This window comes from Vibrio ponticus (assembly GCF_009938225.1).
Taxonomy (GTDB): Bacteria; Pseudomonadota; Gammaproteobacteria; order Enterobacterales; family Vibrionaceae; genus Vibrio; species Vibrio ponticus.
This window is the reverse complement of the sequence record NZ_AP019657.1, coordinates 1560265-1586089: the sequence shown is the minus strand read 5'-3', so window position 1 is coordinate 1586089 and position 25825 is coordinate 1560265. Positions and strand designations below refer to the sequence as shown.

The 25825-nt window shown below is 45.5% G+C and carries 21 protein-coding genes; 6 read left to right on the top strand and 15 right to left on the bottom strand.

Annotated features, from left to right (window positions below; genetic code table 11):
* Window positions 1-15: 15 nt before the first annotated feature.
* From GZN30_RS06945 to trxB, 6 genes are all read right to left on the bottom strand, one after another.
* Entirely contained in the window at window positions 16-1545 is a 1530-nt protein-coding gene (locus tag GZN30_RS06945; protein ID WP_075649033.1) for an NAD-dependent succinate-semialdehyde dehydrogenase, read from the bottom strand.
* A gap of 114 nt (window positions 1546-1659) precedes the next feature.
* Entirely contained in the window at window positions 1660-2148 is a 489-nt protein-coding gene (locus tag GZN30_RS06940; RefSeq protein WP_075649034.1) for an Lrp/AsnC family transcriptional regulator, read from the bottom strand.
* Between the two features lie 24 nt (window positions 2149-2172).
* Window positions 2173-3360: a M24 family metallopeptidase gene (locus GZN30_RS06935; RefSeq protein WP_075649035.1), complete on the bottom strand. Its 1188-nt coding sequence runs from the start codon at window positions 3358-3360 to the stop codon at window positions 2173-2175.
* A 224-nt stretch (window positions 3361-3584) separates the two neighbouring features.
* Complete coding sequence (cydC, locus tag GZN30_RS06930; protein ID WP_075649036.1) at window positions 3585-5321, bottom strand: heme ABC transporter ATP-binding protein/permease CydC; 1737 nt, start codon at window positions 5319-5321, stop codon at window positions 3585-3587.
* Window positions 5314-7101, bottom strand: coding sequence for a heme ABC transporter permease/ATP-binding protein CydD (gene cydD, locus GZN30_RS06925; RefSeq protein ID WP_075649037.1), 1788 nt, complete (start codon window positions 7099-7101; stop codon window positions 5314-5316). Before cydD ends, cydC begins: the two co-directional genes overlap by 8 nt.
* A 126-nt stretch (window positions 7102-7227) precedes the next feature.
* Window positions 7228-8190 carry a thioredoxin-disulfide reductase gene (gene trxB / locus GZN30_RS06920; RefSeq protein WP_075649038.1) on the bottom strand — a complete coding sequence of 321 codons (963 nt, stop codon included), beginning with the start codon at window positions 8188-8190 and terminating at the stop codon, window positions 7228-7230.
* A gap of 518 nt (window positions 8191-8708) precedes the next feature.
* Here trxB and GZN30_RS06915 point away from each other — a divergent pair.
* Entirely contained in the window at window positions 8709-9365 is a 657-nt protein-coding gene (locus GZN30_RS06915) for a 2OG-Fe dioxygenase family protein (RefSeq protein WP_075649039.1), read from the top strand.
* Window positions 9349-10590 (top strand): cysteine desulfurase-like protein, encoded by a 1242-nt coding sequence (locus GZN30_RS06910; protein ID WP_075649040.1) that lies wholly within the window; start codon window positions 9349-9351, stop codon window positions 10588-10590. Before GZN30_RS06915 ends, GZN30_RS06910 begins: the two co-directional genes overlap by 17 nt.
* An 84-nt stretch (window positions 10591-10674) precedes the next feature.
* On the opposite strand, the gene GZN30_RS06905 is transcribed toward GZN30_RS06910, so the two are convergent.
* Window positions 10675-11502, bottom strand: coding sequence for a DUF2797 domain-containing protein (locus GZN30_RS06905; protein WP_075649041.1), 828 nt, complete (start codon window positions 11500-11502; stop codon window positions 10675-10677).
* Between the two features lie 441 nt (window positions 11503-11943).
* Between GZN30_RS06905 and GZN30_RS06900 the strand changes: the two genes are divergently transcribed.
* Window positions 11944-13275 (top strand): GGDEF domain-containing protein, encoded by a 1332-nt coding sequence (locus tag GZN30_RS06900; RefSeq protein ID WP_171972059.1) that lies wholly within the window; start codon window positions 11944-11946, stop codon window positions 13273-13275.
* On the opposite strand, the gene GZN30_RS06895 is transcribed toward GZN30_RS06900, so the two are convergent.
* Genes GZN30_RS06895 through GZN30_RS06885 form a run of 3 tightly spaced genes read right to left on the bottom strand, consistent with a single transcriptional unit; the run spans window position 13256 to window position 16079 of the window.
* Window positions 13256-14011, bottom strand: coding sequence for a SanA/YdcF family protein (locus GZN30_RS06895; RefSeq protein WP_075649042.1), 756 nt, complete (start codon window positions 14009-14011; stop codon window positions 13256-13258). The two genes, GZN30_RS06900 and GZN30_RS06895, sit on opposite strands and share 20 nt — an antisense overlap.
* On the bottom strand, window positions 14011-14334 hold the full coding sequence (locus GZN30_RS06890) for a DUF3392 domain-containing protein (RefSeq protein ID WP_075649043.1): 324 nt from the start codon (window positions 14332-14334) through the stop codon (window positions 14011-14013). The genes GZN30_RS06895 and GZN30_RS06890 overlap by 1 nt, the downstream gene beginning before the upstream one ends.
* Window positions 14335-14390: 56 nt before the next feature.
* Window positions 14391-16079 (bottom strand): NAD-dependent malic enzyme, encoded by a 1689-nt coding sequence (locus tag GZN30_RS06885; RefSeq protein ID WP_075649044.1) that lies wholly within the window; start codon window positions 16077-16079, stop codon window positions 14391-14393.
* 193 nt (window positions 16080-16272) lie between these two features.
* Between GZN30_RS06885 and GZN30_RS06880 the strand changes: the two genes are divergently transcribed.
* On the top strand, window positions 16273-18618 hold the full coding sequence (locus tag GZN30_RS06880; RefSeq protein WP_075649045.1) for a helicase-related protein: 2346 nt from the start codon (window positions 16273-16275) through the stop codon (window positions 18616-18618).
* A 229-nt stretch (window positions 18619-18847) separates the two neighbouring features.
* Complete coding sequence (locus tag GZN30_RS06875; RefSeq protein WP_075649046.1) at window positions 18848-19225, top strand: transporter; 378 nt, start codon at window positions 18848-18850, stop codon at window positions 19223-19225.
* 112 nt (window positions 19226-19337) lie between these two features.
* Here GZN30_RS06875 and GZN30_RS06870 read toward each other — a convergent pair whose 3' ends face one another.
* The 5 genes from GZN30_RS06870 to GZN30_RS06850 all read right to left on the bottom strand — a co-directional run bounded on the left by GZN30_RS06870 (window position 19338) and on the right by GZN30_RS06850 (window position 25151).
* Entirely contained in the window at window positions 19338-20528 is a 1191-nt protein-coding gene (locus GZN30_RS06870; RefSeq protein ID WP_075649047.1) for an amino acid aminotransferase, read from the bottom strand.
* A gap of 404 nt (window positions 20529-20932) precedes the next feature.
* Window positions 20933-21232 carry a hypothetical protein gene (locus tag GZN30_RS06865; protein WP_075649048.1) on the bottom strand — a complete coding sequence of 100 codons (300 nt, stop codon included), beginning with the start codon at window positions 21230-21232 and terminating at the stop codon, window positions 20933-20935.
* A gap of 117 nt (window positions 21233-21349) precedes the next feature.
* Window positions 21350-21580 carry a hypothetical protein gene (locus tag GZN30_RS06860; RefSeq protein WP_075649049.1) on the bottom strand — a complete coding sequence of 77 codons (231 nt, stop codon included), beginning with the start codon at window positions 21578-21580 and terminating at the stop codon, window positions 21350-21352.
* A gap of 356 nt (window positions 21581-21936) precedes the next feature.
* A complete protein-coding gene (asnS, locus tag GZN30_RS06855; protein WP_075649050.1) occupies window positions 21937-23337 on the bottom strand; it encodes an asparagine--tRNA ligase in 1401 nt (466 codons plus the stop codon).
* Between the two features lie 188 nt (window positions 23338-23525).
* Window positions 23526-25151 (bottom strand): methyl-accepting chemotaxis protein, encoded by a 1626-nt coding sequence (locus tag GZN30_RS06850; RefSeq protein WP_075649051.1) that lies wholly within the window; start codon window positions 25149-25151, stop codon window positions 23526-23528.
* A 285-nt stretch (window positions 25152-25436) separates the two neighbouring features.
* On the opposite strand from GZN30_RS06850, the gene queD reads away from it, so the two are divergent.
* On the top strand, window positions 25437-25799 hold the full coding sequence (queD, locus tag GZN30_RS06845) for a 6-carboxytetrahydropterin synthase QueD (protein WP_075649052.1): 363 nt from the start codon (window positions 25437-25439) through the stop codon (window positions 25797-25799).
* Window positions 25800-25825: the final 26 nt, after the last annotated feature.

The following is a 25825-nucleotide window of genomic DNA, read 5'->3' as shown; positions in this document are numbered from 1 at the left end:
CAAATTGCTCGAACCCTAGCTGCCGCTTACGGTTGGTAAAGCGCCTAAGCAGCAGTATTTAATTTCACTGAACTCATCAAAACCATGTCGGCTGCCTTCTCGCCCAAGGCCTGATTGTTTCATACCACCAAATGGGATTGGGTGCCCAGTCATCTTGACTGAGTTGACACTTACCATGCCAAATTCCAAGCCGCGCAAGCATTGCCATATTTGATGAATATCATGCCCATAGACGTAGGCGGCCAGTCCATATTCAGTATCGTTGCTCATTTCAATGACTTGTTCGAGAGAGGAATAGGGTAGAACGATGGCGAGCGGGCAAAAGTTTTCTTCACGATACACCGCCATGTCAGGTGTAATATTGGTTAACAATGTTGGCGTGAAGTAGCTACCGTTAGCTTGTGCCGCTGCCGGCAAATCGGCTTGAGCGGCGACGACCGCACCTTTGATGAGCGCATCATTGAGTAGCTGTTGCGCTTTCTCGACCGCCTTATGATTGATAAGTGGACCAACATTGGTGCTGGAGTGCTTGCCATTACCGACCTTGAGCTTACTAATCAGGGTAGCGAAGTGGTCAATAAACTGAGAGAGATGCTGCTGCGGGACAAAGATACGATTCGCCGCGAGGCAGTCCTGTCCTGAAGTTTGAAACTTGGCATCAAGAGCGGCTTGCGCAGCCTGTGCTAGGTCCGTATCAGGTAGAACAATAAACGGCGCGTTACCACCTAATTCCATGCTGCATTTTTTTACTGTGCTAGCCGCATCAGCTAACAGCATTTTTCCGACCGGTGTTGAACCAGTGAAAGAAAGTGCCTTGACCTTGTCTGATTGGCAAAGTACATGTGACACGGTATCAGCTTGACCGGTAACAATATTGAACACTCCGTCTGGAATACCGGCGCGATCGGCCAGTTCTGCCAGCGCCAATGCAGAAAATGGGGTTTCACTGGCGGGTTTAATCACGACGGTGCAGCCAATCGCCATAGCGGCCGCCGCTTTACGGGTGATCATGGCACTAGGAAAGTTCCAAGGTGTGATAAGCCCGGCAACGCCAATGGGTTCGCGAATAGTGGATAGTTGTGCATCCGCGATATGACTTGGGATGGTTTCGCCATAACTGCGCCTTGCTTCTTCGGCGAACCAGCGAATAAACGAAGCGCCATACTCGATTTCTCCAATCGCTTCGGCTAGGGTTTTACCTTGTTCGATCACCATTAAACGCGCCAAGTCTTGCTTGGCATCGAGGATCAGTTGGTACCATGTCAGCAGCAATTCCGCTCTTTGATCCGCTTGCAATTTGCGCCATCCATTAAATGCGTCGTCTGCGGCGTGAATCGCTGAGCTAATTTGCTGTTGAGAGAGCTGGGTGAAATAACCAATGATTTCATCATTGGCGGGGTTGAGTACTGGTCTAAATTGTTCACCACTGACCCATTTGCCGTTGACGTAAGCGAGGTTACGCAGCAATTTGACATCATCTAATGCTGACATTATTTCGTGATTGGCTTTTGAATCATCAATATCGAATTGGCGTTCGTTACTCATAGTAACCCTCCCACGCGGATTGCATCAAGCCGATATAGGCAAGAATAGGTCAACGTAAGGTGGGATTTTTTCTCTAATCCAATCAGTAGCAGCAGCTTTTTTCTGAAATTAGCGCTAGAGGCAGAAAGTTTTGTGGTCCAATTGTTCGCAGCTATCAGGGTGATGCTGCTTAACGACTTTAGTCACGATGTAGGTATAGTAACGCTCGATACCCACGTCGGCATCTAACCATTGGTCGATGCAGCGTTGGTATTGGTCGATGTCCTCGCATTGAAATTTTATTAAATAGTCAACGCCACCGCCGGTTGCATAACACTCACTGACCAAAGCTGTTGCGGCGACTAACTTTTCAAAGCGTCGAAACGCTTCGGCACTATGCTGTTTAAGTGAGACTTCAACCATTACTAGGGTGGGGTTAAAGTGCTGGGTTAGGTTAAGTTTGGCGCCGTAACCTTCGATGATTCCAGCTTGTTCGAGTTTTTTGACGCGTTCCCAACAAGGGCTGACGGAAAGATTAATTTGCTCGGCGAGTTGCGACTTAGTAATTCGCCCATGCTGCTGCAGGATTTGTAAAATCTTAATGTCGTAATGGTCGAGTTTCATTGGTGGCATCCTATGTGCGCGAGGCTAATGCTTGATAAACAGGCGACGGGGGAAATCACACAAGGTTTTTCCCCCATGACGAGTGATGATGATGCTCTCGGTGGTTTCTAGCCCCCAATCTTCAAACCATAAGCCCGGCATCAGATGGAATGTCATCCCTTCCTCTAATATCGTATGGTCACTGTCACGTAAACTCATGGTTCTCTCACCCCAATCTGGTGGATAACTGAGCCCAATGGGATAGCCACATCGTGCGCCTTGGCGTGAAAAGCCCGCTCGGTCGAGGATTGCGTTGATAATATTAGCGACTTCAGCGCAAGTATTTCCTGGTCGTGCGGCATTGAGCCCAGCATCGAGCGCCTTAGTCAGAGCTTCATCGGCGCGTTTAAACTTGTCATTTGGTTCACCGAGAAAAATGGTACGTGATAGCGGGCAGTGGTAGCGTCGGTGCGCACCTGCGATTTCAAAGAAGGTGCCTTCACCTTTTTTAAATGGTCGGTCATCCCAAGTGAGGTGAGGTGCCGCTGCATCCGTCCCCGATGGCAACATCGGCACTATAGCCGCATAGTCGCCAAAGTGGTCTTCATGACCAAGAATAGCTTGGCGGTTTAGCTCTGCGACCAAATAGTGTTTCGGCAGACCTGGCTCTATCATGTCATAAGCTAAGCGGTGCATGTTTTCAACGATGCGCGCAGCGCGGCACATATAAGCGAGCTCTTGAGCGGATTTTACTGCTCGGCACCAATTGACCAGACCGGTAGCATCGACCAGCGATGCACAAGGTAAGTTAGTTTGCAGCGCTTCATAGGCAGTGGCACTGAAGTAGTAATTGTCTTTTTCTACCCCTATTTTGCCACGATCCCACAGTTTAGGTTCAAGCACGCTTTCTACTAGAAACTCCATCGGGTGAAGAGGGGGATTCATCACATAATGGTCGGGGTAAAAAGATATGTTTTCCGCACTCATATAGGTCGTGCGATAAGCGCCATTGGCATCTTGTATTCGTCCAAACCACACTGGCTCGCCACTTGAACCGACCACAACACATTGTGGTACGTAAAACGACCAGCCGTCGTACCCCGTGAGCCATGACATGTTCGATGGGTCATGGATAATTAACAGGTCAATTTCCTGTTCCTGCATTGATTGACGAACCTTGTGCAAGCGCAGTTGGTATTCGTCGAGATCAAATTGCAACGCAGCGCTTGCCATGTGCAATCTCCTCTAAAGTAGTAAGCCGGAAACTGACGATCCCAAAGTTGTGGTGACCAAATGATCGTTACGCAATTTAGTACCTAAAGTGACAAAGCAATAATTTCAGCTTGTGCCAAAACTCGACATTTCTCAAGCTAGGCGGAAAAATTCATTGCAAAAGGTGATAAAACAAAAAGGCCGCGAGGTTTTCTCACGGCCTTGGTAAAGTGAAATAATGCTGACTACAGCGTTTGATTGAGTTGGTAGTAACGACCTTGTTGCTCGATAAGCGCTTGGTGGGAACCGTGCTCAACAATTTGACCATTCTCAATTAAGCATACAGCGTCCATCTTATTGAGGTTAACCAAACGGTGGGTGATAAATAGTACCGTTTTGCCTTCAAAGTGCTTGTCAAATAGGGTCATGATTTGCTGCTCTGTCTGTTTGTCTAAACCTTCTGTTGGTTCATCCAGTAGCAAAATCGGCGCGTTATGCAGTAGAGCACGAGCAATACCGATACGACGCTTTTCACCACCAGACAGCTGGCGACCACCGTCACCAAGCCAAGCATCTAAGCCGTTCTTGTCTGCTGTTTCGCCCTCAAGTAATTTACTTAAGCCAACTTTGTGCAATGCGAGACTGATTTCGTCATCGTTTGCATCAGGTTTGGCTAAGATCAGGTTATCGCGCAGCGTGCCATTCAATACGTCAACTCGCTGGCTCACCACGGTGATCGCTTGGCGAAGTTGTGACTCACTCCACTCTTGGATAGGCTTGCCTGCAATCAGCAGTTCGCCCTGATTCACATCCCAGTAGCGAGTCAGCAGTTGCAGTAAGGTTGATTTCCCTGAACCAGTTTGACCTACAATTGCCACGCGTTTCTGTCCAGCAATCGCCAGATTGATCTGTTCAAGTGCAGGGGTGTTGCCGTCAGGATAGGTAAAGCCAACATTACGATATTCAACGCTGAACTCACCAGAGTGGTCAACATTTTGCTCAGGGAATTGCACGTCAGGTTCAGCAAGGATCACTTCGTTCAATCGACGTGCAGAAGTCAACGTTTTTCCAAGGTGTTGGAATGCTCCAGCAATTGGCATCAAGAGTTCGACACTTGCCATCGTCGCAAAAGCAAACAAAGCGATCATAGGATCAGGTTTGCCGCCCGCAACGCCATCTGCAGCAAGCCATAACATCAGCACTAACGTCCAGCCATTTGCCAACATCAGTAGTGCTTGAGCAAGCCCTGAAAAATGCGCATCGAAGAACTGATTCTTAAGTAACTTTTCTTGCGCAGAGTAAATCGCATTGCGGTAACGCTCTTCTGCACCAAACAAAGTGAGTTCGCTGTAACCTTGCAGCCAATCTAGTGTTGTAATACGCAAGTCAGCTTTGTTTTGCGTTAGCTCACTACCATTTCGCTTGCCCAATTTGTAGAACAGAATTGGCCATAGGATCAGCAGAGTGAGTAAGATTGCACCAAGCGTTAAACCTAGAGTTTGGTCAAACCAACACAGAACAGCGGTTAATGCTGCAATGCCAAGCAAGCCAACCACCATAGGGCTAATAAGACGCAGATAAACATGATCCATCGCGTCGATATCAGCAATTAGACGGTTGAGTAGATCCGCATCGCGCAGGTTAGCAACTTTGCCCGGAACCAGCGGAGCGAGCTTCTTAAAGAAGAAAATACGCAAATCAGTCAGCAGCTTAAAGGTAGCGTTGTGGCTAACCACGCGCTCACCCCAACGACCCGCAGTTCGACCCATGGCGAAGCCACGAACAAATGCACCGGGTAGCATGTAGTTAAAGGTTTCACGAGCGATAGTTAAACCTGCCACTGCCGCCGCAGAGAGGAACCACCCGGAAAGGGTTAACAGACCAATAGAAGCGAATAGGGTTAGGAACGCGAGCAACATGCCAAGCGATAGACCAAACCAGTGTTTCTTATACAGTTTTAGATAAGGGATTAAATCACGCATCTAGGCTACCCTCATTTTGTTGCTGTAGTGCTTGGTTGGCGCTGAGCATTTGCTTAAATAAACCTTCACTATTGGCCAGCAAGTCAAACTCGCCAGCTTGTACGATTTGACCATCTTGCATAACCAAAATTTGATTAACGCTTTGCAGCGGCGCAAGTTGGTGGGTAACGATGAGCGCACTCTTATCTTGAATCTGATGATTTAGACCTTGTGTCACCAAACGTTCGCTACGCGCATCCAAACTTGCGGTTGGCTCATCAAGGAGCCAGAACTGACCATTTTGTAGCATTGCTCGCGCCAGTGCTAGGCGCTGTGCTTGCCCAACCGAGAGACCGCCAGAACGATCGGAGATTGGGTAATCTAAGCCGTGTTGATTAACAAATTCAGCGGCAAAAGAGTCTTCAAGCACCGCGGCAATCGCCTGTTCAGAGACATCGTGTTTACCAAGGGTGATGTTTTCACGGATGGTGCCATGCAAAAGTAACGGGTTTTGCCCAACCCAACTGATGTTCTTGCGCCAGTCAGTTAAGTCCAAATTAGAACGTTCAATACCGTTAATGGTGAGTGAACCCTGATAAGGTAAGAAACCGAGTAGCGCATTGACGAGGCTAGTTTTACCCGCGCCACTAGGACCGACCAATGCGGTGGTTTGATGGGCGTTAATTTCAAAGCTAACTGGACCTAGTAGCTTTTTGCCTTCAAGGCTGAAAACTTCTAAATCGCTGGCTTTGACGGTAATTGCGCTGTTATCTGCCAGAGGGGTCGTGCCAGATTTCACTGCCGTCACGTCAGTTTCGAGAAACTCGACGATGCTTTCTGCAGCACCGACAGCTTGCTGTTTGGCGTGATAGAAAGTACCAAGATCGCGCAGCGGTTGGTAAAACTCTGGCGCGAGGATCAAAACAAACATACCAGCAAATAAAGTGACGCCTACGCCGTAGTCACCAAAGTTGAGTTCACCGATAAAGGCAAAACCAAAGTAAACGGCAGTGAGTGCAATCGATATTGAAGTGAAAAATTCGAGCACTGCTGAGGAAAGAAAGGCGATGCGCAGCACTTCCATCGTGCGAGAGCGGAATACCTCTGATGCGCCTTGCATTAATTCCGTTTCTGCTTTGGTTCGGTCAAACAGACGAATGGTGGTCATCGACTGTAAGCGATCATAGAAATGACCTGAGAGTCTTTGCAGAGCCTTGAAGTTTTTCTGACCTGCGTCAGCCGCTTTAATGCCGACAAGTGCCATAAATAGTGGCACGAGCGGGGCGGTGATAAGAAAGATTAAGCCAGCAGCCCAGTTTACTGGGAACACCACCACGAGAATGATAAAAGGGACCAACACCGCCAGTGACATTTGCGGCAAATAACGCGCAAAGAAGTCATGCATCTCTTCCACTTGCTCAAGCAGCAGAGTTGCCCAAGTACCAGCCGGCTTGCCTTTAATATAGGCAGGGCCAAGTTCGCGCAGCTTATCGAGGATAAGTTGGCGAATATAGAGTCGGATTTGTTCACCGCAGCGGTAACCGGCAATTTCACGTCCCCATGAGCATAGAGCGCGAATTGCAACAATGGCTGCGAGACCCAAGAAGTGTCCAACCAGCGTAGATTTGTCGACTTGTTCAATAATTAATTGATGCAGGATCGAAGCGAGCAAAGCTGCCTGCCCCAAAAGCAAAACGCTTGAAAATACACCAAGACCTACCGCAACAAGTAACCAGCGTTTCGCCAGTTTACTTTGTTCACGTAGCCACTTGTTCAAGCTGCGTTGTTTCTTTTTATCCATTATGAAGGCTTACTGCTGTTTTTTTATTTTTGAACTGGGGATTATACAAAAGAAAGCCCCGCGGTAATACCGCAGGGCTTTAGGGATTTAGTGAAAAAATGTGAGTGGACCCGATAGAGCGCTAGATTAAGCCTTATCAGCCAAGCTATCTAAGTAGCGCTCAGCATCCAGTGCCGCCATACAACCGGTACCCGCAGAGGTGATTGCTTGACGGTAGTTATGGTCCATCACATCACCAGCAGCAAAAATGCCTTCGACGCTGGTTTGCGTTGCATTGCCATCTAAACCTGATTTAACAATGATATAGCCATCTTTCATTTCAAGCTGACCATCAAAAATAGCGGTATTTGGCTGGTGACCGATGGCGATGAATGCACCCATCACTTCCAATTCTTCAATCGCGTCAGATTGCGTGTGTTTCAAACGAACGCCAGTGACACCCATGTCATCGCCCACAACTTCTTCTAATGTGCGGTCGGTATGCAAAATAATATTACCGTTTTCGACTTTATCCATTAGGCGTTTAACTAGGATCTTTTCAGCACGGAAACTATCACGGCGGTGAATTAGGTGCACTTCAGAGGCAATGTTCGATAGATACAACGCTTCTTCAACCGCAGTATTACCACCACCAACAACCGCGACTTTTTGATTACGATAGAAGAAACCATCACAAGTTGCACAAGCCGAAACACCGCGACCTTTAAACGCTTCTTCAGACTCTAAGCCTAAGTATTTCGCCGACGCACCGGTAGAGATAATCAATGCATCACAAGTGTATTCACCACTATCACCGAATAAGCGGAAAGGACGCTGACTAAAATCAACTTGGTTGATGTGGTCAAACAGCATTTCAGTTTCAAAACGCTCTGCGTGCTCTTTCATGCGATCCATGAGTGCTGGACCGGTTAGACCTTCAGCATCTCCTGGCCAGTTTTCAACTTCAGTCGTAGTGGTGAGTTGTCCACCTTGCTGCATGCCAGTTACGAGTACTGGTTTGAGGTTGGCACGTGCTGCATAAACAGCCGCAGTATAGCCTGCTGGGCCAGAACCAAGGATTAGTAGGTTGCAGTGTTTTACGTTGCTCATTAGCGCTCCATTAAGCATTTACCCGAGCCACGCCGTTGGCGATGTGGGAATCACTCTAAAAAATATTACTTTCGATTGTATTAGAAATAATGGGGTTTGGAAAAGCACATTCAAGCCAATAAATTTAAATATATCGCAATAAGTTATACCAATATGGTGTTACAGATTTGGCGTTGTTTAAATTGCGCACGCTGTGACGACATAAAATAGCGTTAATTCTTGATACAGATGCCTTCGAATCAGCAGAAAATCATTAACAGTTACATAGCTAAGTGTCTGTAATAGAACAAAATAAAATCATGTGGCAGTGAACTGTGCTACTTTTTCTCAGTAGTAAAAGTCAAAATTGACATCTTTCACTAATAAATTTTTCATACATGAAGTTATGTTTTGAAATTGTGAAAATGATGGTGTTAAATACTATTAACTGTTGATCTGGCGGGATGATTACGCAAAAGTACATGTAAATGGAATGTTAATTTAACTAGAGCGTTTGTATAGTCATTAAGGAGTCGATGATGTTACATAGTCACGAGAACACGTTACAGATTACCAGTCTCAGCGGTGATGCGATCAATCAATTGTCGCCATCGTTTGAATCGCTACCGAAAACGGATCATGCAGATGGTCAGTATCGATTGAGACGTTATTCGGTGATTAAGTTTGTCGATAATCAAGTTGTCGTGACTGGTAAGAATGATTTTGTTCAGTCTGATCAAATCAATCGCTTCCAAGGTAACATCGTTCGTCAGTTTGAACCTTTGCTTGAGTCTACTTTGCTTGGCGAGGGAATGCGCGAATTGTGCCAACTGTTCGTCAATAAGAATGCTTTACCTAATGGTCAAGAAATCGAAATTCATCAGATTCGTATCGCCACCGTTTACGATGAAACTCAAGTTGCGCCAGAAGGCGTACATCAAGACGGTTTTGATCACATCGCTTTGATTGGTATTGGTCGTCGCAATATTGTCGGTGGTGAGATCATGCTCTATAGCGACAGTAATGAAGCACCTTTCTTTCGCAAAGTGTTGCAAAATGGCGAAGTTGCCATGCTCGCTGACAGAGAATTATGGCACAACGCGTGCCCGATACGCGCAGTAGAAAATGGCAAAGAAGGTTATATGGACCTATTCGTACTCACTGCTAAGGAAGGCATCAATGAACTTCACTCCTGAGTTTTCAGTTGATAAGGTGCGGGCTCAATTTAACGCTTTGCATCAGACTCACAATGACTTACCGGTTACTTTTTTCGACGGTCCGGGTGGTTCACAAGTGCCGGAGTCGGTGTTAGAGGCGATGGTGAGTTACCTCAGTCACTTTAACTCTAATCTTGGCGCGCCTTATTTTTCTAGCCAAGTGACGACTGAACTAATGCTGCAAGCACGTCAGTCTTGTCAGGCACTGCTTAATGCTCAAAGCAGTGACTCCATCATCTTTGGTGCCAACATGACATCGTTAACCTTCTCGCTAAGCCGAGCGATTAGTCGCAATTGGCAAGTTGGTGATGAGGTGATTGTGACGGGGTTGGATCATTATGCCAACGTCAGTAGTTGGCAGCAGGCGGCGGAAGATAAGCTGGTGACCGTTAAAGTTGCGCAAGTGAATCCGCATGATGGTAGCTTGGATGTCTCCCATTTGCTGTCATTGATCACGCCTAAGACACGCCTTATCGCGCTGACCTTAGCGTCGAATACAACTGGATCGATCGTGGATGTTGCGGCAGTGGTCGAAGCGGCTAAACAAGTGGGTGCTCAAGTGTATGTTGATGCGGTGCATTATGCGCCACATCACCTCATTGACGTGCAAGCGCTTGGCTGTGATTTTTTGGTTTGTTCAGCCTATAAGTTTTTTGGACCTCATGTGGGCATCGCTTACATGGCACCTAAATGGCTTCAGTCGCTGCACCCATACAAAGTTGAACCTGCCCCTGATTTAGGACCGGCTCGGTTTGAGACGGGGACTCAGAGTTTTGAGGCGCTCGCTGGGTTAGTTGCAACCATTGAGTATCTTGCTCAGTGGGGTGATGGTGGTGAAGACTTACGTACTCGACTGGAACAAAGTTACGCGATTTACAATCAACATGAGACTGAATTAAGCGGTTATTTTTTACAAAGGTTGAGCGCAATGCCAGGAGTCACTTTACTCGGGCGCAGCAGTGCCGACAGCCAAACAAGAACGCCTACTTTCGCTTTAACGTTTGATAACGACTCACCAAGCCAAATAGCAGCCGCGATGGGCGAGCTAAATATTTGCTTAGGTGCGGGGCATTTTTATGCGCTAGGTCTGGTTAGGCAGTTGCAACTTGAAGAGGGCATAGTGCGCATAGGTATGATGCACTACAACACCAAGCAAGAGATTGACCGATTGTTTGATGCACTAGATGTGTTACGGAGGATCTAGTTAGGTAGTGACTATTTACACACAGTTAAGCATCAAATAGATAGAGCCACCGATTGGTGGCTCTATTGTATTTAGCGAGATGAATTACTCGTCGCTCACCGTTACTTCGTAAGAGGTGAATTTACGAACATTGATTACGCCAGTGTCAAAAATTAGGTATTGCCCTTTAATGCCTTGCAATAGACCCGTTACCACCGGATTTTTATCAAAGTTGTGCGAGGTGATCTTTTTCGGGTGCTCCAGTACAGGGTATGCGATAGGAGTAATCGATTCGCTCAGTATCTCAATCGCATCGTCCCCATATTGCTGCTTGATCTCGGCAATTTTATCCGTCACTAATGGCAACAGTTCAGCGAACTTGTCTTCAAGTGCGATAGGTTGACCATCTTCTTTAAGCAGAGTACGCCAATTGGTCTTATCGGCAATATGCTTCGCCAATTCAATTTCGATCAGCCCGGAAATATGACGAGTCTTGACTTTAAAAATCGGTAAACCTTGCGTTGCACCTTGATCAATCCAACGCGTAGGAATCTGCGTGTGACGCGTGATGCCCACTTTAAGGCTCGAGGTGTTTGATAGGTAAACAAAGTGGTCAACCATGCAGTTTTCTTCGCCCCATTGTGGCTCACGGCACGTACCTTGTTCGTAGTGGCAGGTCTCAGGTTTCATGATGCACATGTCACAGCTCGCGAGCTTCTTCATGCAGACAAAACAGTGGCCCTGTGAGTAGCTCTTCTTGGTTTTTTTGCCACATGATTGGCAGAAGATATTGCCAGTATGGGTTAGCGTGATTGATTGCCCGATATAAGGTTTTAAATCAACCAGTTCATCACCGACAGGCAGTTGGTAATGGACTTGGTCATCGAGGCTCGAACGCATTTTGCGCAGTGTACCAGTGATGTTTAATGACATGACTTTGCTCTTATCGTTTTGCTTTATGCTTTATTTGCCAACCACCAATCGTCACATCAAAGCCACCATGTTTCCAGAGATGAATTGCTACTCCGCAAATGACAGCTTGAATAAATGTGAATCATCTTGAGTGATTGATCTGATTATTTTGACTAGCTTATCAAACTTTTTGTCGTATTTCTTTCTGCATACATTGTCCCATCAAAGGGAATCACATCTTTTTTTGCTTCGAATATGAAGTAGGTCTTAAAATTCGGGTAACATTGGTTGAAATTTTGTTGAAAGACTTATAATGGGCTCGCATTCTGTAAAATAAGTAACGCGCGTTCGTGGCGTGTAATTTACGGGTTACAGATATGTCAGTTGGTAAGTGTAAAAAGGTAGCCAGGTAATGGCTGCCACTAAAGAATTAGAGCTTGTAAAATTTAAGTGAGATGCTGAGTGAACTCGATTCATAAGCTGATTTTTGCCTTGTTTGTGGTCACAGTAGTGGCGATTACGTTACATTGGCAATTTGGCGAGAAAAAAATAACTCGAATCAGTCCTAAAGATTTTGTGTTTTTGCCTACGAACGATCAGGTTCAAAAAGGGCATTCGACCAGTGTTATCTTTCCTTTACGAGACGGAGGGATGCAACTTAACTGTCAGTTGAAGCAGAGCCCTGACTATAAATGGCCTTATTGTGGGGTGTCGATTCAGATCGATCAAGATGATACAACCAAAGGGCTTGACCTATCGGATTACCATACAGTTCGACTTGATGTTGATTTTATTCGCTTAGATAGCGAGCAAAAACCGACGCTACGGTTTTATTTACGCAACTATAACCCCGCTTACTCAGATGCCGACAACGAATATACACATAAATACAATGGGTTGGATTATCGCCAAGCGGATTACAGTCAACCTCTAGAGATTCCGTTGCAGAACTTGCAGGTTCTTACTTGGTGGTTGGTTGATAACAAAATCCCAATTGAGCATGCCGGACCAGAGTTCACCAATATCAATCGCATAGAGTTTGCAACAGGCTCAGGTGCAGAAGAAGGCTTATACCAGTTGCGGATCAATAACATCGAGTTTATCGGCTATTACATCCATAAAGAAACGTTGATGTTTGCGCTATTAATGATTTGGGTTGGTTTTGCTATTGTGTTTAGTATTGTTGAAATCCGCACAAGCCGTAACCGTGCGATGGAGGCGGAGAAGCGTCGAGCACATTTAAGTAAATTGAATCGAAAACTTAAAAAGCAAAACATTCAATTTGCCGAGCAAGCGAATCGTGATGCCTTAACTGGAGCAATGAATCGTCATTCTGTACGCGAATGGTTAGATGGGCAATTCAATAGCTATATAAAACCGACGGATCAACTCTCGGTGATTTACCTCGATATAGACCACTTTAAGGTCGTTAATGACGAGTTTGGTCATAAAATGGGAGATGACATACTGCGTGAATTCACTATGGTTATCATGTCTGAATTACGTGTAACAGACCGCTTGGTGCGTTGGGGTGGCGAAGAGTTTGTGGTGTTTTGTCCTACCACGACACTGAAACAAGCTTACATGTTGGCTGAGCGTTTGAGACAGAAAATCGAATTGTACCAATGGATGCACGGGCAAGTGCTCACCGCCAGCCTTGGTGTTGCTCAAATGGGGGATGAAACCCCGCAAGAGATGGTCACAAGAGCTGACGAGTTGCTTTACCATGCGAAACGTAGCGGTCGAAATCGCGTTGAAGTGGCCGGGCTTGATACTAGAGAGCCTGCATTTTAGTTTCAATTGGCGGCTCTGATGAGTCGCTTACTGTTTGCTCAACGTTTTGCTCAACGTTGTTAATTGGTTCTTTTGGTCCGAGGAATTTAGGCTTTGCACGGGTAATGTAGAGATCTAATACTGCTTTCGCTCGGGCAAATACTTCTCTTATTCTCACTTTGTAACCCGAATGTTTCGTGGGACCTGATACCGCCAGGCACTTGGCTTGTATATCGTGAAAATTGGCGATAAACAGTGCACGCTCACAATGAAATTGTTGCGAGATGATTAAAAAATTATCGGTATCAAAGATCTCTTTCGCTCTGATCACCGAATCTAAGGTTCGAAAGCCGGCATAATCAAGAAAAATACGTTCTTCAGGTACATCTGCGCGCAGCAAATCCCGCTTCATTGTCCAAGGTTCGTTGTATGAGCGGTGGGCATTGTCGCCACTGAGCAAAAAGTTGGCGATTTTATCTTGCTTGTACAGCTCTATTGCCGCATCAATTCGATGCAGATAATACTCATTTAGAACTTTGCCTAAATACTTACTGGTGCCGAGTACTACAGCGACATTATGCGGCTGTACTTCATCGACAGAAAAGTAAAGTTGATCTTGGGTTTGAATACTTACCCAGCGATCGATTGCAATGAGAGTCACCCCAGCTAGAAGAGTGACAACTAGAGCATACTTGCATGCTTTAGCTACAAACTTGAAGTATCGATGTGATGAATGGTGTTGAAAAATATTACGCACTAAATCTGTCTATTCCTTTGAGCCCACAAACCGATGGCTATAAAACAGCTGGTCACAATCACAAACATCATGCCATAGGGCAGTTGGTTGAGTGTCCGAGTGAGGTAAGGGGTTGCTTTCACTATGATTAAGCCGTATCCAAACGCATTTATCAATATGAATACGAAAGTTCTGACAACAAAGTTTTGTGATTTTAGCAATCTTCTAAGGCTAGCATTGATCTCGCCACCTAACATGACTAAACAACAAGCAATTAATGCGGTAGATATCTCACTTAGGTAACTGGCGATATAGCGCCCGGCAGGGTCGAAAAACTCCAACATAATTCCTCCAATGAAAAAGCCCCAAAAGATTGGGGCTTTGTGAAGTGTTTTTCAGTTTAGAACGCGGTACGTTTGTAGCGACGGTATACTGGCTGCCAGAAGTAAGCTTCGATGGCTTCTTCTAGTGCTTCGTCGGTAATTTCTTGCGCGACGCCTTGTTCGATAGCCTTTTTACCCACTGCAAATGCGATTTTTTTAGACACCGTATGGATGGCTTCTAAAGGTGGCAGTAGTGCACCTTGACCGTTAATTGCTAATGGCGAGCAAGTGGCTAGTGCTCGGCTTGATTCTTGAAGCATCTCATCCGTTACGCGGCGAGCAGAAACCGCTAAAACACCTAAACCAATACCCGGGAAGATGTAGCTGTTGTTACACTGAGCAATTGGGTATGTTTTACCATCGTGCACTACAGGATCAAATGGGCTGCCTGTTGCAACCAATGCTTCACCGTTAGTCCAACGAATGATGTCGTTTGGTGTCGCTTCAACACGGCTAGTTGGGTTTGATAGTGGGAAGATAATTGGGCGAGCGCAGTGTTTGTGCATCTCTTTAATTACTTCCTTACTAAATAGACCCGGCGCACCAGATACACCAATAAGTACGGTTGGTTTAGCATTTGCCATTACGTCAAGCAGTGAGAAGCCGTTGCCTTCGTTTGGCCATTCTGCCGTGTGTTCTGCTTTTTGAACCAGCTTCTGTTGGAAGTCGAGTAGATTTGGCATGCCTTCTTGCAGCAGACCCCAACGATCAACCATGTAAACTTGTGAGCGCGCTTGCTGATCAGAGATACCTTCCGAGACCATTTGCGCGATAATCGCTTCAGCAATACCACAACCAGCAGAGCCAGCGCCTAGGAATGTCACGCGTTGCTCAGACAGTTTGCTTCCCGCCGCTTGGCAAGCTGCTAGTAGCGAACCAACGGTTACTGCGGCAGTGCCTTGGATATCGTCGTTGAAGCAGCAGATGCGATCTTTGTAGCGTTCTAGTAGCGGCATTGCGTTTTTCTGCGCAAAGTCCTCGAACTGAATTAGCGCGTCAGGCCAGCGACGTTGCACTGATTGAATGAACTCTTCCACAAACGCATCATAATCTTGACCAGTGATACGTGGATGACGCCAGCCCATGTACATCGGATCAGCCAGACGTTGTGGGTTGTTAGTACCTACATCTAAGACGATTGGCAGTGTGTATGCAGGGCTAATACCACCACAAGCGGTGTATAGTGCCAGTTTACCAATTGGAATACCCATGCCACCGATACCTTGGTCACCCAGACCAAGAATACGCTCGCCATCCGTTACCACGATAACTTTTACGTTATGGTTTGAAGCATTATTTAAGATGTCATCCATGCGTTCACGATTGGCGTACGACACAAACAAACCGCGTCCACGACGGTAGATGTTTGAGAAGTTTTCACATGCGGCACCTACAGTCGGAGTGTAGATGATTGGCATCATTTCAGAAATATGATTCTGAACTAAACGATAAAACAGTGTCTCGTTGGTATCTTGAATATTGCGCAGGTAGATATGCTTATCCATATCATTTTCAAAGCTGCGATATTGTTGATACGCACGCTCAACTTGCTCTTGAATGGTTTCAGTTGTTTCAGGTAGCAAGCCTTCAAGGTTAAAGGAAATACGCTCTTCAGCAGAGAAGGCACTGCCTTTGTTAAGTAGAGGTGTACTTAGAAGCGCAGGACCTGCGAAAGGGATATAGAGTGGACGTTTATCGTTATACATTGAGAACCTATAGTCGAGAACGAAACGGAGTTGAGCGGGAGTCGCTAATTCGCTCAGCTTTACTGAGATAGAACGAGTTATTGTGCTGTATTGTAAACTGGGAATGAATCAGTAACAAGGAGCGAAACCCAGAGTGAGAACTTAATACGGTTACTGTTATAATCTCCATTAAATTCATAAAATTCACGCGATTATGACCACATTACCCATCGATCCACTGAAACACACCTTTACTGAGCGCCTAAAAAGCAACCACCTTGTCGTTGAGGCTGAAACGGGCTCAGGCAAATCAACCCGATTGCCTCTTTGGGCGAGCGAACAAGGACGCGTTTTGGTGGTTGAGCCGCGCAGAATTGCCTGTACTTCTTTGGCGGAGTATTTAGCCGAGCTGAGAGGTGAGAAGGTCGGTGAATCGATAGGTTACGCAATCAAGCTTGAGACCAGATTTAGTGACGACAGCCAAGTGGTGTTTGTTACGCCGGGTGTGGCACTACGGTGGTATGCGGAAGATCGCCTCAGTGCGTTTGATATCGTTATTGTTGATGAGTTTCATGAGCGCCGTTGGGATAGTGATTTGCTGGTGGCGTTGTTCAAGCGACATCAACAACATCGCATCGTATTGACGTCTGCGACCATCGAAGGCGAAAAGTTGGCTCGTTATTTAGGTGCAGAGAGACTGCAAGCCGAGGGGCGAACCTACCAAGTGTTTATCTCGCATCAGGCGAAGGACTCGCGTCAGTTGCCCGATATTCGTCACCTCGAGCAGCGCATCAAAGTTGAAGTGCTGCGTGAGCTAGAATCGGCAAGTGGCGATATTCTAGTTTTCTTGCCTGGGCGCAAAGAGATAAGCCAATGCGCGCAAATGTTAGCAGGTATTGAGGGGGTTGTGATTGCGCCGCTTCATGCGTCAGTGAGTGATAAACAGCGCGAAATTGCTCTCAATCCTCAACCGCAAATCAAAGTGGTGTTGGCAACCAATGTTGCGGAAACTTCTTTGACCATTCCAAATATTGCGGTAGTGATTGATTCTGGTTTGGAGCGCCGTACAGAGCAGCGCAACGGAAGAACCACGCTAAGTCTTAAGCACATTTCACAAGCGAGCGCTAAACAGCGTGCAGGTCGTGCTGGGCGCGTGATGGATGGTCATTGTATTCGCCTGTATGGAGAGCATGCCGCCTTGATTAGTGTGACGCCACCAGAGATGTTTCGCGAGTCTTTGACGGAGGCGATGCTTGCTTCAGCAAGTTGTAATGAACCTTTACAGGGTTTGGATTTTCTTGATCCACTGCCAGAGAAATCTCTTGCTCAAGCACAGCAGTTGTTGCAAGGAATGCAAGCGATAGATAGCGATGGTCTGGCAACCGAACATGGGCGCGTGATTTCTCCTTTACCGATAGATGCATTACTCGCAGACTTGGTTACGCGAATGCCGACTCGTGCCTTACAAGAGGCGATGATTGATTATACCGCCGTGCTTGCGACACCGACTAAACTCTATCGTGTCACTGGTGATGAAGAGCAACTTGAGCAATTGGCGCAAGAGGAAAATAAGGGGTGTGATGGTCAGATAGCGGTCGCTATTTTGCGCGGAAAATCCTTTCCTGCTATTACCGTCGATCAGGATGCGTTAGCTGAGGCGAGGGGGCTTGCGGAGCAGATGCGCGAGATATTTGAACTGCCGATGTTGGAAGTCGCATCGCGCTACGATCATCGCCAATGGGTAGAGGCAATTGCACGATTGCATCCTGAATTAGTCTTTGTGCGTCGCTCTAAACGTAAAGAGGCAATGGGCAATGGTGTCATGGAAGTGACGCTAGGACGAGACAGTCGCTTACCAAGCTCTGTAGAAGCCGCATTGGTGTTGGATACGCACAGCTTACCTGGGCGTGGAGTTAAACAAACCTTAACGCTGGCGACAGAGATAATGCCGCTTGATTTTCAATTGCTCGAGTCGTTATCAATGGGTGATTGGCAACAAGGTGAGACGCTTATCGAGCAAGAAGGTACCTTTGTTGAAATGAAGCTAGTCTATGCTGGGCGAATCATCGCGAAAGATAAACGGGTTGCCGAGGGGGCATTAGCGCTCCAGCCTATGCTTGAAGCGGTACGGTCTGAGACTAAGCTGGCGGGGTTATATCCGCAACGAAAAGCCGAGATTGACCACTGGCGCATCTATGTAGAGATGGGATTAGCCGATTGTAGCGATCATCAAGAGATCACCTTTGATAAGTGGTTCAGTGAGCAGCTGGAATTATTGGAGTTGCATGATCTTGATGAACTAGATTTGTTTAGTGCTGAAGACTTTGTGTTTGAGGGCATTCCATATTGGCAATATGGAGACTTTGCCGAGCAATACCCATTTCTACTACAACTGGGCGATCTCAATCTGGAGGTTGAATATTATCCTAAACGTAAGCTGATTTATGTCGTTTATCGCGATGGTTTACGTAAAGGGGATCCTAAACGTTGGGAACTGCCAAGATGGCAAGGTTGGAAGATTCAATATAAAAAAGCCAGTCGCATTATCGATGTTCGGTGATTTTTGTCGTAATGATTAAGTTTTTCAATGATTTATTTTGGTGATATAAATATTACGCAACTGGTTTTGTATATCGCAAATTTGTATTTTGATTGTTACGTTCTTGGTTTTTATATGCCTTTTTGAATGGCATAAAAGGCATAAAAGACCGATGTTCTATATCCTATTGATCTATTACGCATCTTGACAGATATTTAATGCACTTGTTGCCTGATCTACGGGAGATGATATGGAACATCAAGGCAAGGCAAGTGTGGTTTTTGACTATACCTCATTCTTAGGTGAGGCTTACAGCAAGAAATGGACGTTTCTTGAGGCGATAAGCACGATTTCACCTGTTTTCAGTATTGCTTGGAAAGACACGGTTCAACAATCGTGGACACCGGAAGAGCGGTTAAAAAATCAAGCGATGAAGTCTCTTTCTGCAAGTCGCAGCGATGAGTCAAATATCCACACACTTCTAGAGCTCGCAAAGTCACAAGGTATTCACGAATTGCGCTTGGTTATGCCCTATGAGCTAGACCGAGAGCAACTAGAACGAATCCAACAACGATTAGAAGTGGATATCCAGAGTTTGGAGCAGGATGAATTGATGGTGACGCTATAGTGGTTTAAGTTTGATAAAACAACCTTAGAGTATTGTTGTGTCGTTGCTCTTTTTATCCAAAAGAAAAGCCAGCTAGGAAGCTGGCTTTTTCTTATTTAGAAATTGAATAGCATTACAGTACTGCGGCAATACCTTGGCAAAGCGGCAGCATGTTTGCTTTAGTCATACCAGCAACACTGATACGACCTGAACCGACAATGTAAATACCGAACTCATCTTTTAGGCGAGTCACTTGTTCTTTCGTTAGACCAGAGAATGAGAACATACCGTTTTGGCGCTCGATAAAGCTAAAGTCTGCATCAACACCTTGCTCTTTCAGAGTTGCAACAAACAGTTCGCGCATCTCTTGAATACGGTCGCGCATCTCTTTTACTTCTGCTTCCCACTCTGCTCTTAGATCGGCATCGTTAAGGATGTAGTTTACAACAGCAGCGCCGTGTGCTGGTGGATTCGAGTAGATAGAACGGATGATCGCTTTTACTTGTGAAAAGGCTGTCGTAGCCACATCTGCAGACTCGCCCACGAGTGTAAATGCACCGACACGCTCATTATACAGACCGAAGTTTTTCGAGAATGAACTCGCAACTAAAATTTCTTTATTGTATTTAGCGAAAGTACGCAGACCTGCTGCATCTTCCTCTACACCAGAACCGAAGCCTTGATATGCGAAATCAAACAGCGGCAGTAGTTTTTTCTCGGCTACAAGTTTTGCAAGTACTTCCCACTCTTCAGCTGTTGGATCGATACCCGTTGGGTTATGACAACAGCCGTGCAGTAGTACGATGTCGCCAGCGTCCGCTTTTTCTAGGTCAGCAACCATTGCTGCGAAATCCTTATCCTTAGTTTCCGCGTTGTAGTAGCTGTATTGTGCTGTTTCAAGACCAGCAGCAGTGAATACACCGATGTGGTTAGCCCATGTCGGGTTACTGATCCAGATTTTAACGTCGCCTAATTGGCGTTTAATGAATTCGCCTGCTACGCGAAGTGCACCAGTACCGCCCGGTGCTTGTGCTGTTTTTGCACGCTTTTCAGCAACGATTTCAGCATCGTTACCAAATAGTAGTTTTTGTACAGCTAGACCGTATTCAGCCGTACCTTCGATTGTTAGGTAAGACTTGGTCTTCTCAGTTTCAACAAGAGCTGCTTCAGCTTTCTTTACTGTCGCAAGAACTGGCGTTTCGCCTTGTTCATTTTTATAAATACCGACGCCAAGGTTAATTTTTTCAGCGCGCGGGTCCTTTTTAAACTCTTCCGTAAGACCGAGGATAGGGTCAGCTGGTGCAGCAACTACTTTTTCAAACATAATCGTCATCCATGTTAATCGAAGGGGGATAATGTGTAACTTGAATATTTATACCTGTATGCTGCACAAGAGACAACACTAAATGGGTAGAAACTAGAAATTTTATTCACTATTAGTCAAAGTGACGCCAATTCAATGGCTTTCATCAAGCAATCGTTTGGTTAATTTGCTGTTTTAACCCGAGATAAGCACAAAGTAATAGAACATTCTCGTTTTGAAATAAAAGCGCAAAAGTCGTCATAAGCCCTTATGTCATAAAGGTGTTATGTCCGGGCTATATTGGAAGAAAGTAACGAAGGGGCTGATAAGTGCTGTTTTTGAGTTGGCTTAATAACAATTGAGGCTGAAGGGGAGTTTGCTTAAGTAAAACGACCAAAACCGGGTAGGTTTCGGTCGTTACAATGTTACTTTTTCAGTTCAATTTGCGATTCATGCGCTTGGGTTTCAAAGTCAGGGTTATTTGACATTGCTTTGGTCGCCCAGTTGTTGAGATCAGCTAAGATGGCATTGAGTGCATGCTTTTTGGTGACTGTTTCGTTGTGGGGTACTTCGATTTCTGCTTTTGGATGGTGACCAGTTGCTTCTTGTGCGATATGAAGCCAGTCAGGATGCCAGTAATAAGGTTGTCCTGAAGGGGTTGTCCATGTGTGGACGCCGTTTGATTCACCTTTGTATTGAATATCGTCTTCGTTGTATTTTTTCATTATTTTGTCGCTTACTGGTTTGCTTGAGGTAGTTCACTCTTATTGTGTAAATCTATCACATATACGCAAAAATAATGTGATGCCAACCGTTTTGGTGGGCATCGTATTGAGAATTAGTTACTGATCGTTGAGGTGTTCGACGATGGCTTGTTTGGCATGCTCTGCTGTCGCAGTTTCTCCATCCGGGATGTTGAGTTGTTTTTTAGGATGGAGCCCCATGGCATCTTCTGCGATATGTAGCCATTCAGGGTGCCAGTAGTATGGATTATCACCGCCTGGATGGTTCCAGCTATGCACCCCTTGGTGTACGCCATTGTATGACAAGTCGTCCATAGTAAATTGTTTCATCATAGCCTCCGGAATAATGTGCGCGAATCTCTTAACCAATTATGGAATATAAATTGTGCCTTTGCGCTTCATGTCTGCAAACCTAGGTATTCTTGTTGAACCTAGCACCTTGAGGTTACTTGGATATATAACCAATTGCGGCAATTTACTTTTCATTATTGGTCGCAAAGTGAACAGGATTGAAAAGAAGTCATGGATAATCGTGAAAAATGGGCAAGATAATTGTTGATAGATAGGCTTTATTCGCAATTTAGTGGCGAAAGAGATGAAAAAGAGTGTTTATCAGCTATTTTTTGCTTAAAAAAAGACCTCCACTTGGGAGGTCTTAATATATGTTCTGACTTGCTAATAAGTGATTAGAAGTTTGCAGAGCGTGGTGTACGTGGGAATGGGATCACGTCACGAACGTTGCCCATACCTGTTACGTAAGACACTAGGCGCTCGAAGCCTAAGCCAAAACCAGCGTGTGGTACCGTGCCGTATTTACGTAGATCGCGGTACCAGTTCATGTGCTCAGGGTCGATACCCACTTCACGCATACGTGCATCTAGGATCTCTAGACGTTCTTCACGTTGAGAACCACCGATGATTTCACCGATGCCTGGTGCTAGAACGTCCATTGCCGCTACTGTTTTACCGTCATCGTTCGCACGCATGTAGAATGCTTTGATGTCTTTCGGGTAGTTCTTAACGATTACTGGCGCTTTGAAGTGTTCTTCTGCTAGGTAACGTTCATGCTCAGAAGACATGTCGATACCCCATTCAACAGGGAACTCGAACTCACGACCTGAATCAAGAAGGATCTGGATTGCGTCAGTGTAGTCAACTTGTGCAAAGTCAGAAGATACAAACTGCTCTAGACGAGTGATTGCTTCTTTATCGATGCGTTGAGCAAAGAACTCAAGGTCATCGCGGCATTCTGCTAGTACAGCATTGAATACAAATTTCAGCATGTCTTCCGCAAGTTTTGCTACGTCATCTAGTTCTGCGAACGCAACTTCAGGTTCAACCATCCAGAATTCCGCTAGGTGGCGGCTGGTGTTTGAGTTTTCAGCACGGAAAGTTGGACCGAACGTGTAAACTTTGCTTAGTGCACAAGCGTAAGCTTCTGCGTTTAGCTGACCAGATACTGTTAGGAACGTTTCTTTACCGAAGAAATCTTCGTTGTAATCTACTTTGCCTTCTTCAGTGCGAGGTAGGTTTTCCATGTCTAGCGTTGATACGCGGAACATTTCACCAGCACCTTCTGCGTCAGAAGCAGTGATTAGAGGAGCAGAAACCCAGAAGTAGCCTTGCTCGTGGTAGAAACGGTGAATCGCTTGCGATAGACAGTTACGAACACGTGCTACCGCACCCATTACGTTAGTACGTGGACGTAGGTGAGCGACTTCACGTAGGTACTCAATAGAGTGACGAGTTTTCGCCATTGGGTAAGTATCAGCATCTTCAACCCAGCCTACAACTTTAACTTCAGTTGCTGCAAGCTCAAACGCTTGACCAGCCGCAGGTGAATCCACAATCTTACCAGTTACTTCAACAGAGCAGCCAGTCGTTAGCTTTAGCACTTCGTCGTTGTAATTATTAAGATTATTAGGGACCACGGCCTGAATCGGGTCGAAACAAGAGCCGTCATAGATGGCAAGGAAAGAAATTCCAGCTTTGGAATCACGACGCGAACGGATCCAGCCGCGAACAGTTACTTCACTGTCTACTGCTAGCTTACCGCTCAGTACGTCTTTTACAGGCGCGTAAGTCATGTTAACAATAATCTCCATTGAGGATTAGGGTAAAAATTGAACCCAAGGTTTAAGCGATGAATTTTCAGTTGGTTTGACTGATATTTCGCCAAAACATTGGGTTGTCATTACTTTTTCATCGAATGAACATATTACCTGTCAATTCGATTGCTTCAACCTTTATTATCGTTTTAGACCCGATAAATACGCTATTTTTTTATATGATTGCGGTGTCCTAACGAAAATTGGTTAATAAGTTGTTCAAGACGATCGGACAACTGCTCTAAGTCTAGGCTAATGTCACGAGTATGTGAGGCAAATTGTGACGTATCATCTGCGTGTGCGGTAATGGTATCCACTTTGCCTTGAATGTGGTGACTCACAGAGGAAGTGGTTTGAGTTTGCTGCTGAATTTCACGCGTGTGTTCAAGGACTTGGTGCATTTCACCAACAATAGCGTGCATAGCTGAAGAGAGATTTTCAATGTCCTCTGAACGCTGATGGGCTTGAGTGCTTACTTGATCCACAGAAGAGAGCGATTCTTGGCTGCCTTGCTGGAATTGTTCGATGATGTTTTCAATGCTGTTAGTCGCTTCTGCCGTGCGAGCAGCAAGATTACGAACTTCTTCAGCGACTACGGCAAATCCTCGGCCTTGTTCCCCAGCGCGAGCAGCCTCGATTGCTGCGTTAAGTGCGAGTAGGTTGGTTTGTTCTGCGATACTACTGATCACCTCGAGGATAGAAGAAACTTCACTGGTTTGGTCATTCAATGATGTGATTTTTGCTTTGACGTTATCAATTGAACCAACCAATTGTTTAATATCTTCACTCACGTTGTGGGCACTCGTGGCGCTTTGAGTGACCACTTCTACGGTGTGATTGACCAATGCGGTTGCGTCTTGCGTCGCTTGATCGGTTTGCGATTGTTGTTCAAGCATGTTGATGATGTTGCTCTGAACATCATTGGTTTCTACTTGCTGATTGTTGGCTGCTAGATCGGTTGATTTGGCGACTTCCGTTAGTCGGCTGGCAGAACTTGATAACGTGTGACTGGTTTGCTGGACGTTATGCAGGCTGTCACTAACTGTGTCCATAAATGAGTTAATGGAGTTTGTTAGTAGCCCAATTTCGTCGGTCTGTTTGGTTTGCAGGCGACCAGATAAATCTTTCGATTCAGAGAGCTGAAACATGAATTTAGACGCAGTTTGTAGAGGAGTGACCACAATCTTGCGTGTAAACACCATGGTAAAGACAAAACCGATGAACATGATCGATGACATAATTGCCACAGCGATCATCGCTTGCTTACTGACCATCGAGTTAACGTGGTTCATATTGTATTCGAGGCGAATCGCGCCCAACACCTCGCCTTCAGGCGCTGCATGGCATCCAACACAGTTAGTGCCTCGATAGTTGAGACTAGACTTCATTGGTAGTGCGACAACTAATCCATTGCCCCAATCCGCTTTGATCGGCTCTATAACTAATTCACCAGCGAGTGCTCTGCTGTCAATATCGTCAGTCGGTGCTTGATTTGCGCTGCCAGGACCATAAATCTTGTTGACTGCTTCGGCTCTCAATACTTTAACGTCTTCAATTCCATCTTGTGCGAGTGCTTTTTCGCGTAAGGTTTCTTTTTGCGACATGGTGCCCGTTAACATCATCATGTTTAAGCTATCGAAATAGTTGCTAGCTTTGTCGTGTAATTGTTCGCTTAACACGTCATGAATAAGCTGTTTTTGTTGCTGATATTGATAGGCAGTGGATACAGCTAGAACACAACCAAACACGAGCACTAGTGCGACGAGCAGTTTAAAAGTAATTGAAGAGCGCATATTGACTTACTTTTTATTGGAATAGATATGGCAAGTTTATTGAGGTATGAACACAGTTGTTACAATAAGGTAGTTTAATTGTGACCTTATACAAAGTGGGGGTTTTGTAATTGTGACGTATATTGGTTGTGGTCATAATGTTGACACTATGACATTTATACGACGCATATTAAGTTTTATGCGTAAAATAATGCAAAATGTTTAAATGTGAGATAGGCGCCAAACTGGAGCTTAGGCGCGAACTTGGTTAGTATGGGCGGCTCATTGCTAGTATAGGTAAGTAAAATGAAAACCGAGTTGTACAAAGAGTTTATGTTTGAAGCAGCCCATCATCTGCCAAATGTGCCAGAAGGGCACAAATGCGGTCGCTTACATGGACACTCATTTTTAGTTCGCCTTTACGTTGAAGGAGAGGTGGACCCACATACTGGCTGGGTAGTCGATTTCGCGGAAATAAAGGCTGCATTTAAACCAATTTATGACCGATTGGATCACTATTACCTTAATGATATTGAGGGTCTAGAAAACCCGACTAGTGAAGTTCTGGCGAAATGGATTTGGCAACAATTGAAACCATCGTTGCCATTACTGAGTAAGGTGGAAATTAAAGAAACGTGTACTGCCGGTTGTATCTATCGCGGCGAATAACCTATCGAAACACTCCTAAGCCTTAT